At 68.4% G+C, this 16,025-nt stretch carries 15 protein-coding genes; 7 read left to right on the top strand and 8 right to left on the bottom strand.

All coding sequences use genetic code 11. From position 1 onward, the window contains the following. Positions 1–66: 66 nt before the first annotated feature. Positions 67–1,479, bottom strand: a complete 1,413-nt coding sequence (locus U9J23_RS10780) for a replication-associated recombination protein A (protein ID WP_059381351.1) — start codon at positions 1,477–1,479, stop codon at positions 67–69. A 95-nt stretch (positions 1,480–1,574) separates the two neighbouring features. On the opposite strand from U9J23_RS10780, the gene U9J23_RS10775 reads away from it, so the two are divergent. Further along, positions 1,575–3,212 carry an alkaline phosphatase D family protein gene (locus U9J23_RS10775; RefSeq protein ID WP_145706895.1) on the top strand — a complete coding sequence of 546 codons (1,638 nt, stop codon included), beginning with the start codon at positions 1,575–1,577 and terminating at the stop codon, positions 3,210–3,212. Between the two features lie 31 nt (positions 3,213–3,243). Here U9J23_RS10775 and U9J23_RS10770 read toward each other — a convergent pair whose 3' ends face one another. The 3 genes from U9J23_RS10770 to aspS all read right to left on the bottom strand — a co-directional run bounded on the left by U9J23_RS10770 (position 3,244) and on the right by aspS (position 6,850). Further along, positions 3,244–4,407 carry a hypothetical protein gene (locus tag U9J23_RS10770; protein ID WP_059381350.1) on the bottom strand — a complete coding sequence of 388 codons (1,164 nt, stop codon included), beginning with the start codon at positions 4,405–4,407 and terminating at the stop codon, positions 3,244–3,246. Between the two features lie 204 nt (positions 4,408–4,611). Further along, complete coding sequence (locus U9J23_RS10765; RefSeq protein WP_006551422.1) at positions 4,612–4,881, bottom strand: DUF4235 domain-containing protein; 270 nt, start codon at positions 4,879–4,881, stop codon at positions 4,612–4,614. A 181-nt stretch (positions 4,882–5,062) separates the two neighbouring features. Next, positions 5,063–6,850: an aspartate--tRNA ligase gene (aspS, locus tag U9J23_RS10760; RefSeq protein ID WP_085468083.1), complete on the bottom strand. Its 1,788-nt coding sequence runs from the start codon at positions 6,848–6,850 to the stop codon at positions 5,063–5,065. Positions 6,851–6,989: 139 nt separating this feature from the next. Here aspS and ypfJ point away from each other — a divergent pair, with 139 nt between their 5' ends. Next, a complete protein-coding gene (ypfJ, locus tag U9J23_RS10755) occupies positions 6,990–7,907 on the top strand; it encodes a KPN_02809 family neutral zinc metallopeptidase (protein WP_059381348.1) in 918 nt (305 codons plus the stop codon). Between the two features lie 49 nt (positions 7,908–7,956). Here ypfJ and U9J23_RS10750 read toward each other — a convergent pair whose 3' ends face one another. After that, positions 7,957–8,256, bottom strand: a complete 300-nt coding sequence (locus U9J23_RS10750; protein ID WP_085468082.1) for a protease inhibitor I42 family protein — start codon at positions 8,254–8,256, stop codon at positions 7,957–7,959. A gap of 154 nt (positions 8,257–8,410) precedes the next feature. Between U9J23_RS10750 and U9J23_RS10745 the strand changes: the two genes are divergently transcribed. Together U9J23_RS10745 and U9J23_RS10740 are read left to right on the top strand one after the other, a co-directional pair. Next, positions 8,411–8,872: a hypothetical protein gene (locus U9J23_RS10745; RefSeq protein ID WP_226949810.1), complete on the top strand. Its 462-nt coding sequence runs from the start codon at positions 8,411–8,413 to the stop codon at positions 8,870–8,872. Positions 8,873–8,905: 33 nt separating this feature from the next. Continuing rightward, on the top strand, positions 8,906–9,529 hold the full coding sequence (locus tag U9J23_RS10740) for a hypothetical protein (RefSeq protein ID WP_059381345.1): 624 nt from the start codon (positions 8,906–8,908) through the stop codon (positions 9,527–9,529). A 79-nt stretch (positions 9,530–9,608) separates the two neighbouring features. Here U9J23_RS10740 and U9J23_RS10735 read toward each other — a convergent pair whose 3' ends face one another. Beyond that, positions 9,609–10,400 carry an SDR family NAD(P)-dependent oxidoreductase gene (locus U9J23_RS10735; protein ID WP_059381344.1) on the bottom strand — a complete coding sequence of 264 codons (792 nt, stop codon included), beginning with the start codon at positions 10,398–10,400 and terminating at the stop codon, positions 9,609–9,611. 163 nt (positions 10,401–10,563) lie between these two features. Here U9J23_RS10735 and U9J23_RS10730 point away from each other — a divergent pair, with 163 nt between their 5' ends. Then, positions 10,564–12,324: a RecQ family ATP-dependent DNA helicase gene (locus U9J23_RS10730; protein ID WP_059381343.1), complete on the top strand. Its 1,761-nt coding sequence runs from the start codon at positions 10,564–10,566 to the stop codon at positions 12,322–12,324. A 46-nt stretch (positions 12,325–12,370) separates the two neighbouring features. On the opposite strand, the gene U9J23_RS10725 is transcribed toward U9J23_RS10730, so the two are convergent. Together U9J23_RS10725 and U9J23_RS10720 are read right to left on the bottom strand one after the other, a co-directional pair. Continuing rightward, entirely contained in the window at positions 12,371–12,805 is a 435-nt protein-coding gene (locus U9J23_RS10725; RefSeq protein ID WP_174479588.1) for a DUF4383 domain-containing protein, read from the bottom strand. Between the two features lie 265 nt (positions 12,806–13,070). Beyond that, positions 13,071–13,193: a hypothetical protein gene (locus U9J23_RS10720; protein ID WP_016933989.1), complete on the bottom strand. Its 123-nt coding sequence runs from the start codon at positions 13,191–13,193 to the stop codon at positions 13,071–13,073. Positions 13,194–13,623: 430 nt separating this feature from the next. Between U9J23_RS10720 and U9J23_RS10715 the strand changes: the two genes are divergently transcribed. Then, positions 13,624–14,991, top strand: a complete 1,368-nt coding sequence (locus U9J23_RS10715; protein ID WP_085468081.1) for a hemolysin family protein — start codon at positions 13,624–13,626, stop codon at positions 14,989–14,991. After that, the gene (locus tag U9J23_RS10710) at positions 14,984–15,997 is read left to right on the top strand and encodes a hemolysin family protein (protein ID WP_179161680.1); all 1,014 of its coding nucleotides are present in this window, start codon (positions 14,984–14,986) and stop codon (positions 15,995–15,997) included. The genes U9J23_RS10715 and U9J23_RS10710 overlap by 8 nt, the downstream gene beginning before the upstream one ends. Positions 15,998–16,025: the final 28 nt, after the last annotated feature.

The following is a 16,025-nucleotide window of genomic DNA, read 5'->3' as shown; positions in this document are numbered from 1 at the left end:
TTTCTGGACGGCAGCACCGATCGAGTCTTCCGTGCGGTGGCGCCGTGCGGGGTCTTCGATGGACCATCATCGCTCCCCGCGCACGATGCGGCGCAGCTTGGGCAGGCGGGCCGACAGCTCCCGTTCCACGCCACGGCCGGTCGGCTCGTAGTAGTCGACACCGACCAGCTCGTCCGGGGCGTACTGCTGCGCGAGCACGCCGTCCGGGTGCGCGTGCGGGAACTTGTAGCCGATCGCGTTGCCGAGCTTCTGCGCGCCTTGGTAATGGCCGTCGCGCAGGTGAGCGGGTACCGGGCCGGCCTTGCCGGCCTTCACGTCGGCGATCGCGGCGCCGAGGGCGGCGGTGACGGACCCCGACTTGGGGGCGGTGGCGATGTGGATGGTGGCCTGGGCGAGCGCGAGCTGGGCTTCGGGCATGCCGACCTGCTGCACGACCTGCGATGCGGCGACCGCCGTCTGCAGGGCCGTCGGGTCGGCCATGCCCACCTCCTCGCTCGCCTGGATCATCAGGCGCCGGGCGATGAAGCGCGGATCCTCCCCCGCGACGATCATCCGTGCCAGATAGTGCAGGGCCGCGTCGACGTCGGAGCCGCGCAGCGACTTGATGAAGGCGCTCGCGACGTCGAAGTGCTGGTCGCCGTCGCGGTCGTAGCGGACGGCGGCCTCGTCGATGCTCGACTCCACGGTCGCGAGGTCGATGACGGCCGCGTCGCCACCGGAGACGGCGAGCGCGGTGTCGGCGGAGGCCTCGAGCGCCGTCAGAGCACGGCGGGCGTCGCCGCCGGCGAGCCGGACGAGATGGTCGAGGGCGTCGTCGTCGATGTCGACCGTCCCCGCGAGTCCACGGGCGTCGGTACGCGCACGTTCGAGCAGTGCCCGGATGTCGTCGGGCCCGAGCGGCTGCAGTTGCAGCACCAGCGAGCGCGACAGCAGCGGGGCGACCACGGAGAACGACGGGTTCTCGGTCGTCGCGGCGACGAGCAGCACGATGCGGTTCTCGACCGCGGCGAGCAACGCGTCCTGCTGGGTCTTCGAGAAGCGGTGGACCTCGTCGATGAACAGCACGGTCTGTTCACCGTGGGTGAGGCGGCGGCGTGCCAGATCGATGACGGCACGCACGTCCTTGACGCCCGCCGAGAGGGCGGACAGCGCTTCGAACCGGCGTCCGGTGGCGCCGGAGATCAGTGAGGCCAGGGTCGTCTTCCCGGTACCGGGCGGGCCGTAGAGCACCACGGACGCGGCACCCGATCCCTCGACGAGCCGCCGCAGCGGCGCCCCCGGTTCGAGCAGGTGCTGTTGCCCGACCACCTCGTCGAGACTCGCCGGTCGCATGCGCGCAGCGAGCGGCGCGTCGGCGCCGCCGGCCGCGACGGGTTGCCGGCGGATCTGCGGTTCGTCCTCGGGTTCCGGTTCGCGTGGCGCCTCGAACAGGGCGTCCGGTTCGGCAGACGGGTCGTTCGCCCCGAAAAGATCACTCACGCATCCGACGCTACAAGCTCGCGCCGACGCCCGGACGACGGCGGTGTTCGTCGTTCACATGGACGGACGACCGACCGTGTGGTCGGATCTTGATCGTGGCCACGACACCGTCCGCCGATCATGTCTCCCGCCGCGCCGTGCTCCGGTCGTCGATCCTCGCCGCGGGTGCTGCGGCCTTCGCCTCGACCACACAGCACGCGCAGGCATCCCCCGCGGTCTTCGCGCACGGCGTGGCCTCGGGAGATCCCTTGCCCGACGCGGTGATCCTGTGGACCCGGGTGACACCCTCGCCGGAGGCGACACCCGGCTCGGGTGCGGGACCGGACCTCCCGGTCACCTGGGAGGTCGCCCGCAGCAGCAGCTTCGACACGGTGGTCGCGAGCGGGACCGTGACGGCGAGTTCCGTCTCCGACCACACGGTCAAGGTCGACGCCCGCGGGCTCGCACCGGACACGACCTACTTCTATCGATTCCGCGTCGGCGGAACCGTCTCCCCGACCGGCAGGACGTCCACCGCGCCCTCGCACGACGCTGCGGTCGGACGCCTGCGCTTCGGTGTCGTCTCGTGCGCCGACTGGGAAGGCGGCTTCTTCTCCTCCTACCGCCACCTCGCCGCACGCGACGATCTCGACGCCGTGATGCACCTCGGCGACTATCTGTACGAGTACGCGGCCGGGAAGTTCCCCGTCGCCGGTGGCAGGGGCGTCCGGACGCACGAGCCCACTCACGAGATCGTGAGTCTCGCCGACTACCGCATCCGGCACGCGCAGTACAAGACCGACCCGAACCTGCAGGCGCTGCACGCAAAAGTGCCGTGGATCGTGATCCGGGACGACCACGAGGCTGCGAACGACGCGTGGGCGGGTGGCGCGGAGAACCACGATCCGCTCCTCGAGGGCGACTGGGCCTCCCGCAAGGCCGCATCGATGCAGGCCTACGACGAGTGGATGCCGGTGCGCCCGAACGGTGGTCGGCTCTACCGGCGCCTGCGGTACGGACGGCTCGCCGAACTGTCGATGCTGGATCTGCGGAGCTACCGCTCCCAGCAGGTTCTCGGAGGCGGGAGACAGGTCGACGATCCGGGTCGCACGATGACCGGACAGGACCAGATGGAATGGCTCACCGCCGGCCTGGCGACCTCCCCCACCCGATGGCAGTTGATCGGCAATTCGGTGATGTTCTCGCCGATCGTCCTACCGCCCCTCGATCCACGGACCACCGGAGCGCTGACCGAACTCGTGGGAGTGCCGGCCGGAGGTGTGCCCTTCAACACCGACCAGTGGGACGGCTACACCGCCGACCGTCGGCGGTTGATGGACACCATCACGGCGGCGGGTCTGCGCAACGTCGTCTTCCTCACCGGCGACATCCACACCTCGTGGGCGATGGACGTCCCGGTGGACGCCGCCGACTATCCGGGTGCGGGCACCGTCGCCACGGAGTTCGTGGTTCCGTCGGTGACGTCGGCGAACATCGACGAGTTGCTCGGTGTGCCCCCGCGGAGCCTGTCGCCCGCGCTGGAGGCGACGGCGACCGCGGCCAACCGGCACGTGCGGTTCGTCGAACTGGATTCGCACGGTTACGGGGTGCTCGAGGTGACTCCCGAGGCGACGCAGATGGAGTGGTTCTTCATCGGCGACCGCACGGATCCGAACACCGGTGCGCGCCGCGTCGCGGGATACCGGGTGGCCGACGGCGCGACGAGGATCGAACCCGCCGCTCCCCTGGTGTAGACGGCGAGCGGCGCCTGCCGGACCGACCGCTCTAACCGGCGGCGCGGTCCTCGAGGTGGGCGAGCACGTCGCGGGCGTGTGCGGCGACGTCGTCGTGGCCTGTCGCCGTGGCGAACTCGGCGAGCAGCGACCAGCGGGCGCGGAGCGCCGGGATGCGCGGCACCGACAGTCCGTGTTCGCGGACCGAGGCGATCCGCGCATGATCCTCGGGCAGGAACAGGTGCGTGCTCAGCCAGATGCATGCGAGCAGGGCGTCGAGCAGCCGCTCCTCGAGTACCTCGTCGTAGGCCAGCTGCGGCCACATGGCGACGACCTCGGCGCGCCACGCGTCGGCCATCGCGCGGATGCGGTCGACGGACAGCGGCACCGAGCACAGGCACAGCGGGAACGAGCTGAGGGCATACGCGATGTCGAGGGTCGCATCGCGGAAGCCGCCCCATTCGTAGTCGAGGAACTGCACACCCGCGTCGCCGACCACGATGTTGTCGGGGCACAGGTCGGACGGGCTGAAGGCCCGGAAACGCCCGCCGGTGAACAGCTTGGACGCCCGCTCGGCGCGCTCGCGTACCGACTCGGGCACCGACAGGCCGAAGTCGGCCTCGAGGAGTTCGGGCACGCCCCGCACAGCATCGAGGGCCTGCTGGGACACGGCATCGGCGACGCGCGCGACATCGGCGCGCCGCAGCAGCGCCGCGAAGTCCTCCTCGCGGCCGACGGTCGCGGCATGCATGCGTCCGAGCGCCTGGGCCAGGGCCATCAGGGTGTTGCCGGCGGCCTCGGAACTGTTGCGCAGCACCTCCGACAGGGTGGTGGCGTCGCCGAGGTCGCTGAGCACCAGCAGGCGGGCCTCGAAGTCGTAGGCGAGCAGTTCGGCGCCCGGACGGTGATCCTTCGCGAGGGCCGTCGTGAACTGGTAGGAGACCGCCTCGCGGAGGAAGGCGATCTGCTCGTCCGTCTCGGACCCGCGGAAGTCGACGTGGCCGGTACCACGCGAGGGCGGTACCTGCTTGAGGACGAGGGTGCGCGGGAGCGAGAACGGATTGGCGGCCACTCGTACCCGTACGACCACCGAACGTCCACTGCCCCCGAGATCCACGGGATCGGTCAGGGTCACCGTGGCGCCGGTACGGCGGGTGAGCAGCGCTTCGGCGGCGTGAACCACCTCGGACACGGGGTCTGCCAATGTTGCGGTCATCACTGCCCAATCTACAGGTTCTCGGTCACGACGAGGTCGTCCACAATGCTCGGATCGAGCAGGACCTTCTTCACCCGCGCCCAGCCCACCAGGTCGCTTTTGTCTACTTTGTGAGGGAAAATCGCTGCTCATCCGGGCGTGTCCCCGTTCGCGCCCCGGCGGCTCCGCTCGCCGGACGCCGATCACGATCGGGACACGTCACGATCATTCGGGTGAAACGTGTGTCACCTTCTGAAAACCGCGGGCGGTGCCGCGGTCCACGGCTGCCTTCACGACACCGAAGATCAGACCCTGGAGAGCGGCCGCGATCAGCACGTCTCGGGTGCGCTGCGACAGATCCTGAGGTTCGGGCCGTTCGTCACTGCCGCCGACCTTCTTCCACACCTGGTTGAAGACGGCTCCGGCGAGGATGCCGCCTCCCACACTGGCTGCGAGAGCGAGCGGCTTGTAGAAGATCACGCGTGCGTCGGCCATCGATACCTCCTCGACCCGTCGCCCCCGTTGGCGCCGGACCGACGGAATACCCGGACACGATCCTCACAAACCTCATCGGACCCACGAACCTCACCCGGGAACACCGCCGGACGGCACACACGACGGCGCGGTGCCTCCCGTCCGGAGACGGGCGACACCGCGCCATCGGCAGTGCGGGAGATCAGGCCTTGTCGGCGCCCTCGGTCTCGGGTTCGGGCACGAAGTCGATGCCCGTCTCCTTGCGCTGTTCCGGCGTGATCGGGCCGGGAGCATCGGTCAGCGGATCGACACCGCCACCGGACTTGGGGAACGCGATGACCTCGCGGATCGAGTCCACCCCGGCGAGCAGTGCGGTGATGCGGTCCCAGCCGAAGGCGATGCCTCCGTGCGGGGGCGCGCCGTACTTGAACGCCTCGAGCAGGAAGCCGAACTTCTCGTTCGCCTCCTCCTCCGAGATGCCCATCACCTTGAACACCCGCTCCTGGATGTCGGGACGGTGGATACGGATCGAGCCGCCACCGATCTCGTTGCCGTTGCAGACGATGTCGTAGGCGTACGCCAGCGCAGAACCCGGATCGGTGTCGAAGGTGTCGATGTACTCGGGCTTGGGCGAGGTGAACGCATGGTGCACCGCGGTCCACGCCGAGTGACCGAGGGCCACATCACCGCTCGCGGTCGCGTCGGCCGCCGGCTCGAACAGCGGGGCGTCGACCACCCACACGAACGCCCAGGCGTTCGGATCGATCAGATCGAGCTTGCGGGCGATCTCGTCGCGGGCGGCGCCGAGCAGCGCACGCATCTGCTTGGTCGGACCGGCGGCGAAGAAGATGCAGTCGCCGGGGTTCGCGCCCACGTGTGCGGCGAGACCCTCGCGCTCCGCGTCGGTGAGGTTCTTGGCGACCGGACCGCTCAGCGTGCCGTCCTCGCCGACGAGCACGTAGGCGAGACCCTTGGCGCCACGCTGCTTGGCCCATTCCTGCCACGCGTCGAGCTGACGACGCGGCTGGCTCGCACCACCGGGCATGACGACGGCACCGACGTACTCGGCCTGGAAGACGCGGAAGGTGGTGTCCTTGAAGAACTCCTTGCACTCCACGAGTTCGATGCCGAAACGCAGATCCGGCTTGTCGGTGCCGAAGCGGCGCATGGCCTCGGCGTAGGTCATCCGCGGGATCGGGGTCTCGAGTTCGTAGCCCACCAGACGCCACAGCGCGTGCAGCACCTCCTCCGCGAGGAGGATTACGTCGTCCTGGTTGACGAACGCCATCTCGATGTCGAGCTGAGTGAACTCGGGCTGGCGGTCGGCGCGGAAGTCCTCGTCGCGGTAGCAGCGGGCGATCTGGTAGTAGCGCTCGATGCCTCCGACCATCAGCAGCTGCTTGAACAGCTGCGGGGACTGCGGCAGGGCGTAGAAGTTGCCGGGCTGCAGGCGGGCGGGCACCAGGAAGTCGCGGGCGCCCTCCGGCGTGGAACGGGTGAGGGTCGGCGTCTCGACCTCCACGAACTCGTGGTGGGCGAGCACCGCGCGAGCCGCAGCGTTGACCTTGCTGCGCAGGCGGATGGTCTTGCCGGGCTTCTCGCGACGCAGGTCCAGGTAGCGGTACTTCAGGCGGGCTTCCTCGCCCACCTGATCGTCGAGCTGGAACGGCAGCGGGGCGGCCTCGTTGAGAACCACGAGCTCGGAGGCGTCGACCTCGATCGCCCCGGTGGGGATCTCGAAGTTCTGGTTGCCCTCGGGGCGGATATCCACCTTGCCGGTGATCCGGACGCAGTACTCCGCGCGGAGCCGGTGCGCCTGCTCGAGGACGCCGGCGCTGCGGAAGACCACCTGCGAGACACCCGAGGCGTCACGCAGGTCGATGAAGATGACCCCGCCGTGATCGCGTCGCCGGGCAACCCAACCGGTGAGGGTGACTGTCTGCTCGGCGTGCTCGGCTCGCAACGAGCCGGCGAGATGGGTGCGCAGCACGGAATTCCTTTCGAAACGATCAGCGACGGGTTCGTCGGCTGTAATCCTACGAAAGACACGATCGGCCCGAGCGCACCCGTACCGAATAGTTCGTGCCAAGCTTGTCCGAATCCGACGAACACAGCAGAAAGCGGCGGCGATGACGTTCAGAGAAGGTGCACGCATGGATGCGGGCCGTGTCCGTACCGGCGGCGGTGGACGCGGTGGAAAGCTCGCTCTCGGCGGCGGGGCCGGTGGCCTGATCGTCATCATCCTGGCGTTGCTGTTCGGCGGCGATCCGTCCTCCCTGCTCGGCTCGGGAGTACCCGACACCTCCGGCGATCCGCAGGCCGAGAGCGCGCTCGAGCAGTGCGAGGTCGGCGGCAGTGCCGCAAACGAGAACGTCGACTGCCGGGTGCTCTACACCGTCGGGTCACTCGACTCGGTGTGGGAACAGCAGTTCGGGACGCAGACCGGTGTGGCCTACGTGCAGCCGGAGGTCGAGATCTTCACGTCTGCCACGTCCACCGGTTGCGGCAACGCCACCAGCGACATCGGGCCGTTCTACTGCCCGGCGGACCGGACGGCCTACTTCGACACCAGCTTCTTCGACGAACTCGAGACGCGGTTCGGCGCCAGCGGCGGTCCGCTCGCGCAGGAATACGTCGTGGCCCACGAGTTCGGGCATCACCTGCAGAATCAGCTCGGCGACCTCGGCCGCGCGCAGGCCGACCCGCGCGGTCCCGAATCCGGCGCCGTCCGTACGGAACTGCAGGCCGACTGCTACGCCGGGGTGTGGGCCTACCACGCCGACAAGCTTCCCGAGCCGACCACCGGAGAGCCCTTCCTCGTGCCGCTCACCGACAACGACATCCGCGACGCACTGTCGGCAGCATCGGCCGTAGGCGACGACCGGATCCAGCGGGCCGCCACCGGCCGGGTGAACCCGGAGGGCTGGACGCACGGATCGTCCGAGCAGCGTCAGGCCTGGTTCCTGGCCGGCTACCGCACCGGTCGGGTCGACGCGTGCGACACCTACTCGGCACGCGATCTCGACAACCCGCCGGCACTGCGCTGAGTCCGTGCGCCTCCGGCACTGCGCTGAGTCCGTGCGCCTCCGGACGCCGTCACGCGACTGTGACGGTCATGTTCGCGCGGTCGGCGACCAGGTCGGCGTGCTTCCGCATGCGCAGGGAGATGGGCCAGGTACCGGGGCGGCGCGCCTTGAAACAGAAGACCCGCTCACCGGTCCCTCCCGGCAACGGGTTCTTCGACGGCACGAATCGGATGTCGCGGAGGACGAGCCCCTCTCCGACCCTCGACGTCGACCAGCAGTAGTCCCGGGAGGTGTTCTCGGGAAGATGCAGCTCGATCATGTCCCCGACACCGACCGTGACATCCTTCGGACCAGTGGCGATGTGCTTCATGACCTCAGGATAGCCCGCGAATGTGATTTTCCTCACTCTCGTGACGAGGATGCTCGCGCGGCGGTCACGGCGTCGATGTGTGATGGGACACAAAACGGGGCATTCGTTCTCCATGCACGAGGAACGAGCCGGAATCACACGCAGCGACGCGGTGATGGGAGGACGCCTTCTCGCTCTGGCACACGAGAACGGCTACAGCGAACTGACCGAAGAGGTCGCGGCGCTGGTGTCGAGCGCCGGTTCGGACTCGCCGTCACAGATCACTCCCCCGCTCTACGGGGGTGTGCTGAGGTGGACGGTCTCGACGATCGCCGACGTCGTCGTCGACAAGATCGGCCCACAGGTCCGTGGCGACGAGAACTTCGAACTGACCATCCGGACCGAGAGCGGCCGTCACGTCCGACCGGAGGAACTCCCGCAGCCGGAGAGCACCGTGATGAAAGCGGTCGTCGATGCGCTCGCCGGCGACTCGATCGCGGCCCGCAGCGACCTCGACGAAGTGGTCTTCGCGATGGACTGGGCGTCGCAGATGGAAGCACTGGTCGAGGCAGTGCTCTGGCTCGACCGACTTCTCGACACACCGGTACCGGACGGGAACGACACACCGCCCTGGTGACCCCCACATGTGGAAGGGCGTGAACGGCGAGCGATGCCCGCCTTCACTCCCCTGACTCCCGAGATGCTCGCGGTCTCCGTCGCCGATCGCGCCGAGGCCCTCAGCGGAAACGTGTGCGTCGCCGTGAGCGCAGCCGACGCGGCGGACCCGGTGGAGTTCGCACAGCGTGTCGCGACGGAACTGAGAACGCGGGGCCGCGCCGCGGACGTCGTCGACCTCCACGATTTCGTCCGGCCCGCATCGCTGAGGCTCGAGCACGGACGCACCGATCCGTACAGCTACCGCCACGACTGGTTCGACTACGCCGCGGTCGACAGGGAGGTATTGCGCGCGGTACGTGAACATCAGCGGTGGCTTCCGCGTCTGTGGGACGAGGACACCGACCGTTCGGCGCGCGAACGCCCGCGGCGGGCGGCGGAGGACCAGATCCTGGTCGTCGCCGGCCCCATGCTCCTCGGACGTGGTCTCGACTTCGACGTCACCGTCGTCCTGACGATGTCTCGGGGCGCGCTCGAAAGACGCACGCGCCCCGAGGATTTCTGGACGATCGATGCGCTGCTGGAGCATTCGGTGCTCGAGCAGTCGGGGACGGACGGGGACATCCTGGTGCGCTACGACCACCCCACCCGCCCGGCAGTACGGACGCGATCCGCCTGAGCCACAGGTCGGATCGCATCCGCGTCGCAACAGCCTCGGACGATGCGTCGGATACGCGGGCGGCGCCTGCCGAAGCGGATCATCTCCCCGATCGAGGCTTGGCCAGGACCCGGTGGACGGCCGAGGTCACCGCGTCGGGCGCGACCGTACCGAAGACCGCCATCGACTTCGCGAGCACGGAACCCGGCACCACGTTCCCCTCGCCGCGCATGAGAGCGGCATAACCGTCGCGCGCGACGTGGGCCGGATCGTCCTTGGGCGCCTTCCCCAGGATCGTGTCGAGCATCCCGGCCCGTGCGAAGAAGTGGGTATCGGTGGCCCCGGGCAGCATCGCCGTGAGCGTGACCCCGCTGCCGTCGAGTTCCTTCCGGACGCCGTCGGTGAAGGACTGCACGAACGCCTTGGACGCGTTGTACACGGCCTGGTACGGGCCGGGCATCTTCGACACGACCGACGACGTGATGAGCATCCGGCCCGAGCCGACCCGCAACATGTCGTTCAGCAACAGGTGTGCCAGATGCACCGTCGAACGTACGTTGACGTCGATGACGGAGAGAACGTCCTCGAGTTCTGCGTCGACGAACGCCCCACCGATCCCGACACCGGCGTTGAGCGCAACCGCTGCCGGGACGCGACCTCCGGCCGTGGCGGCCTCGTGGACCGCCCGGACCCCTTCGGGAGTCCGCAGATCCGCGTGGACCGACACCACCTCCACACCGGACGTCCGCAGGTCGGCGGCAACGTCGTCCAGCGCGTCCGACCTCGCCGCGAGCACGAGGTCGTATCCGTCGGCCGCGAACAGGGCCGCCAGCTCCCGGCCTATGCCTCGCGATGCTCCGGTCACCAGAGCGAGAGGTCGAGCGTCGTCCATATCTCCTCCTCGGCACGTATGGCTCGCGGGTACCCACATCCCGTCGGGTCGACACGGCGCCGGGGACGTCGCAACCGTTTGGGTCGGGCACGTCCTCGGGTATGCGAGAGACACCCTGCGCTCGCCCCGTCACGGGCAGTCCCTTCCGAATTCTGGAGTCCACTTGCAGCACAACACGTATCGGCCGTCGTCCGCCCGAGCATCGGACGATGCACGCGAGGAACTCTGCACCGCCGCGCAGAAGGTGTTCGGCTGGGACACGCTTCGCCCCGAGCAGCTGGACGCGATGGTTCCGCTGCTCGACGGACGCGACGTCCTGGCCGTGATGGCCACCGGCTCCGGGAAATCCGCGATCTATCAGGTGCCCTCACTCCTGTTACCGGGGGTGACGGTCGTCGTCTCCCCCTTGATCGCGCTGCAGAACGATCAGATCGCCGGCCTGGACCACTCGGAGGCGCCCGAGGCGGTCGCGATCAATTCGCGCCAGCGCGAGTCGGAGAACGAGGCGAACTGGCGCGCCGTGCTCGAACACGACGCCGACTACGTCTTCCTCGCTCCCGAACAACTCGCCAAGGACGAGGTCCTGGAGCGCCTGAGGAGCGTGGAGGTCTCGCTCCTCGTCGTCGACGAAGCGCACTGCGTCGCCATGTGGGGCCACGACTTCAGGCCGGAATATCTACGCCTGGGAGACGTGGCCGAGGCCCTGGGCCGACCACCCGTCGTCGCGCTCACCGCGACCGCCTCACCGCCGGTCCGCGAGGACATCGTCGAGGCGTTGCGCATGCGGGATCCGCTCGTCGTCGCCGGAGGTTTCGACCGGCCGAATCTCGACATCGAGGTGCGCAGGCACACCGACGACGGTGAGAAGCGACGCGCCGTCGTCGAGGCCGTGGCGTCCCTGCCGGGTCCGGGCATCCTCTACGCCGCGACCCGCAAGGACACCGAGCGGTACGCCGACGCCCTGCGTGAACGCGGGATCGACGCGTGCCCCTATCACGCCGGGATGCGGGCGGCCGAGCGCGAGGACGTCCACCTCGGATTCCTCGACGGTCGCTGCGACGTCGTGGTCGCGACCTCCGCCTTCGGCATGGGCATCGACAAGCCTGACGTGCGTTTCGTCGTGCACGCCTCGGTGCCCGACTCGGTCGATTCCTACTACCAGCAGATCGGGCGTGCCGGGCGCGACGGGGAACCGGCCACCGTCCTGATGTTCTACCGTCCCGAGGATCTGTCGCTCGCGACCTTCTTCACCACCCACAACCCCGACGAGGAGTTGATCGGTCGGGTGTTCTCGGCGGTCCGCTCCGCATCGCCGATGAAGCTCGGACGGCTGCGCACCGAACTCGACGTGCGGGGGCGGCGGCTGTCCAATGCGGTGAACCTGCTCGAACGGTGCGGGGCTCTCGTCTCCGGCCGGCGTGGACTCTCCGCAACCGACATCCCGCGACGTCAGGCGATCGAGCAGGCACGCGAGACGGCCGCGTCGGGCGAGCGACTCGACCGATCGCGGGTCGAGATGATGCGCGGCTACGCCGAGACCCGTGGGTGCCGCCGCCGGTTCCTGCTCGGATACTTCGGCGAGACATCGGCCGACCCCTGCGGCCGGTGCGACACCTGCCGGGACGGCGCGTCCGACGAGGTCGCAACGGTATCCGTGCTTCCGGGCACCGGGGCTGCGCAACCGGACTGCGAGACGACGGAATTCATCCCGAACACTCGTGTGGTGCACACCGAGTGGGGACCGGGAGTGGTGATGACCTGCGAGCACGATCGGGTCACCGTCCTGTTCGACAGCGAGGGCTATCGGACCCTGTCGCTCGCCGCGGTCGCCGAGTCGGGAGTGCTGACGGTCGACGACGACCACCTTCCCGACGAGGCCTCCACCGCGGCCCTGCCTGCCCACATGGAAGAACCCGTGGCGTGAACCACGGGTTCTTCCGGATCCCGATGTCGGGAGGTGCGGGCTCGGGTCAGGGACGAGCCGTGCCCGGGGCCGTTCGCGCACGCGTCAGGAGCACGCCGAGAGCGATCATGCCCAGCCCCAGAACGAAGTGCAGCCAGTCGTCTGCGGAGTTCACGGGCACGAAGTTGGCGCTGCTGTCCTTGTCGATGATCAGGCCGTAGATCCAGAGCACCAGATAGATCGCACCACCGATGATGAGGAAACTGCGGGCCGTGGCTGCAGCCCGGGCCGCTGCGAGGCCCAGGACACCGAAGAGCAGGTGCACGATGTTGTGGAGGATGGAGACCTGGAAGATCCCCAACAGCAGAGCCTCGGAATGGTGGCCTGCGCCCGAGAGCTGGTCGTAGTCCGACGTGACACCCGGGATGAACCCGAGGATGCCCACCAGTAGGAAGACGGCGCCCACCACGAGCGCCGCGGTCTGCACCGGCGTTGCCGTCATCGAGCCGCGGCCCGGGCTTGGTGATCGAGATGTCATCTTTCGTGTCCTCTCACCGAACGTCCGTTTGGGTTGAGTGGTCCGAATTACATTCACGGGTTAGCCGTGATGAAACGAACCCAAACGTCGGTTTCCGGCGTCGAGACCGGGGCCGAGCGGGGTGTGGAGCGGGGCGGTACTCCGCTCCCCCGGTCCGGATGGAGACGACCATCTCCGGACACGACGAAGGCCCGCGGGATCAACCCACGGGCCTTCGAGTCTGCGAGGCTCAGGCCTGGCTGCTGCCGAACGCATCGCCGGCCGCATCAGCGGAACCGGTGAAGAAGTTCAGCACGTCGAACAGGTCGGAAAGGTTACCGAAGAGGTCGACAAGGAACTCGAGTGCAGGCACGGGCTTCTCCCATCAATGGAACAACAACGAAGTTGTGACGACGCGCGTCGACACGCGATCCAATTGTTACCTGCATTCCACGTCCGCGCAGCACTTAAATTTGTAATACAGGCCACAAAGCGCTTCCACCAGCGAAAACGAAGATCTTCTCGAAAAAATCGGTCAGATATGTCGTAATCGTTCGGAAATACCCGGGACGGACAATACGGTCCATTCGGATGAAAATCCGAAGATTACAAGATCGCCCTGTGACCATACCTCCACCCGGACGGCGGGAACTTCCACCCCCATCCGTTCGTCCTATCCTGTGAATGCATCCGTCCGACCGACCCGACCCCGAGGGAGTCATGAAACGCCCCAAGCGAAAACCTCGAAGACCCGTCCCGCCCAGACGTGACGCTCTGCTCGTCACCCGAGCCCGGTCCCCGAAGTGCTGACCGCCCTCGGAATCGCGGCCGGCATTCTTGTCGTTCTCGCCATCACTGCCCTGACCGGCTACTTCGTCGCGCAGGAATTCGCGTACATGGCCGTCGACCGTTCCCGCCTGAAGGCCCGCGCCGAAGGCGGTGACTCGGCTGCGGCCCGCGCACTGGCGGTCACCCGCCGCACCTCCTTCATGCTCTCGGGCGCTCAGCTCGGCATCACCGTCACCGGCCTGCTCGTCGGTTACGTCGCGGAACCACTGATCGGTAGCGGCCTCGGCGAACTGCTGGGCGGTGTGGGCATCCCCACCGCCGTGGGAGTCGCCGTCGGCACCGTGCTGGCCGTGCTCTTCTCGACCGTCGTCCAGATGGTCTTCGGTGAGCTGGTACCCAAGAACCTCGCCATCGCCCGTCCCGAACCGGTCGCACGCCGCCTCGCCCTGTCGACGAGCGCCTATCTCGCCGTCTTCGGATGGCTGATCAAACTGTTCGACGCCTCGTCGAATCTCCTGCTGCGGGCATTGCGCATCGAGCCGGTGCACGACGTCGAGCACTCCGCGACACCGCGCGACCTCGAACACATCGTGGCCGCGTCCCGCGAGACCGGTGAACTTCCGCCGGAGTTGTCCACCCTCCTCGACCGGATCCTCGAGTTCCCGACCCGGACCGCCGAACACGCGATGATCCCGCGGTCGCGGGTCGACGTCGTCGAGCTGGACGAGCCGGTCGCCACGATCCTCGACAAGATGAGCGAGGGGCACACCCGCTACCCGGTGGTGGGCACCTCGTCCGACGATCTGCGCGGTGTCGTGCACCTGCACGACCTCCTCGGCCTCGACACACCGACGGGCACGGCCGCGACGGTCTGCCGACCGCCCGTGATCGTGCCGGCCACGCTGGCCCTGCCGGAGGTTCTCACCGAGCTGGCCCGGGCCGAGGACGAGATGGCGCTGGTGATCGACGAGTACGGCGGGTTCGCCGGCGTCGTCACGCTCGAGGACATCGCGGAGGAACTGGTCGGCGAGATCGCCGACGAGCACGATCCCGCGATGGCCGTCGAGGTCATCCGCCCCGAGGGCGACGGCTGGATCGTCCGAGGCGATGCACATATCGACGAGGTGGCCCGCACCCTCGACCACGAACTGCCCGAGGGCGACTACGAGACGCTCGCGGGTCTGGTCATCACCGAGTTCGGCGGCTTCCCCGAGGTGGGTGACACCGTCCGGATCACGCTGGATCCGGATCCGGCCGAACTGCTGAACGAGGACGGCCCGCTCCACAGGACCCTGGTGGCCGAGGTCCGCGACATCGACAAGCACGTGCCGTCGTCCGTGCGCGTGACCGTTCTGACGGACGAGGTGACCGGCAATGAGTAGTCCTGTGGTCGTCGCAGTGGTGACGATCGGCCTGATCGCCGCCAGCGCGTTCTTCGTCGCGGTCGAGTTCGCGCTCATCGCGGCGCGACGACACCGGCTCGAGGACGCAGCGGCGTCGAGCCGCTCGGCGCGGGCTGCCCTGCGCAGCGCGTCCGAACTGTCGGTGCTGCTCGCGGGATCCCAGCTCGGCATCACGGTGTGCACGCTCGCACTCGGTGCGACGACGAAACCCGCAGTGCACCACTGGCTCACACCGTTGTTCGAGAACTGGGGCGCGCCGCTGTGGCTCGCAGACGTGGCCGGCTTCGTCCTTGCGCTGATCATCGTGACGTTCCTGCATCTCGTCGTCGGCGAGATGGCACCGAAGTCGTGGGCGATCGCCCACCCGGAGAAGTCCGCCACGATGCTGGCACTGCCGATGCGGGCGTTCATGTGGGTGACCCGGCCACTGTTGGTCCGGTTGAACCACATGGCGAACTGGTGCCTGCGGAAGGTCGGCGTGGATCCCGTGGATCAGGTCGCCGAAGGCCAGGATCCCGATGCGCTGCGGCATCTGGTCGAGCACTCGGCCACCGTCGGCACGCTCGACGAGCGCTATCACGGGCACCTGAGCAGTGCGCTGGAACTCGAGACGCTCACGCTCGGCGAGATCGTCACGCCGCAGGCCGAGCCGAGCAGCGTGAAGCCGACCTCGACGGCCGACGAGATCCGTGAGACGGCCCACCGCACCGGGCATCTCCGGTTGCTCGTGCGCGCCGACGGCCACGTCGACGGTGTCGTGCACGTGCGCGACAGTCTCCAGGCCGCGCCCGGAACCACGGCGGCCGAACTGATGCGTCCCGCATTGACGATCGACGCCGCGACTCCGGTCTACGAGGCGCTGACGACGATGCGGGAGACCAGGAACCATCTGGTCACCGTCACCGAGAACGGACGCATCGTCGGGCTGATCGCCCTCTCGGACGTCCTGGCCCGGCTGCTGCCGATGAGCGGCGCCGCGAGCTGACCGACGACGGCGACAGGCCCGTCCCGGA

The organism is Rhodococcus sp. PD04 (assembly GCF_035918275.1).
GTDB classification, from domain to species: Bacteria; Actinomycetota; Actinomycetes; order Mycobacteriales; family Mycobacteriaceae; genus Rhodococcus; species Rhodococcus rhodochrous.
The sequence above is the reverse complement of the archived record's forward strand: the minus strand, read 5'-3'. Positions and strand labels throughout refer to the sequence as shown.

Coding starts and splice junctions, on each gene's coding strand:
- U9J23_RS10740 (WP_059381345.1), top strand. CDS start 8,906: ATGCCCGCCTTCACTCCCCTGACTCCCGAGATGCTCGCGGTCTCCGTC.
- U9J23_RS10750 (WP_085468082.1), bottom strand. CDS start 8,256: ATGAAGCACATCGCCACTGGTCCGAAGGATGTCACGGTCGGTGTCGGG.
- U9J23_RS10735 (WP_059381344.1), bottom strand. CDS start 10,400: ATGGACGACGCTCGACCTCTCGCTCTGGTGACCGGAGCATCGCGAGGC.
- U9J23_RS10725 (WP_174479588.1), bottom strand. CDS start 12,805: ATGACGGCAACGCCGGTGCAGACCGCGGCGCTCGTGGTGGGCGCCGTC.
- ypfJ (WP_059381348.1), top strand. CDS start 6,990: ATGACGTTCAGAGAAGGTGCACGCATGGATGCGGGCCGTGTCCGTACC.
- U9J23_RS10770 (WP_059381350.1), bottom strand. CDS start 4,407: ATGACCGCAACATTGGCAGACCCCGTGTCCGAGGTGGTTCACGCCGCC.
- U9J23_RS10710 (WP_179161680.1), top strand. CDS start 14,984: ATGAGTAGTCCTGTGGTCGTCGCAGTGGTGACGATCGGCCTGATCGCC.
- U9J23_RS10745 (WP_226949810.1), top strand. CDS start 8,411: ATGGGAGGACGCCTTCTCGCTCTGGCACACGAGAACGGCTACAGCGAA.
- U9J23_RS10765 (WP_006551422.1), bottom strand. CDS start 4,881: ATGGCCGACGCACGCGTGATCTTCTACAAGCCGCTCGCTCTCGCAGCC.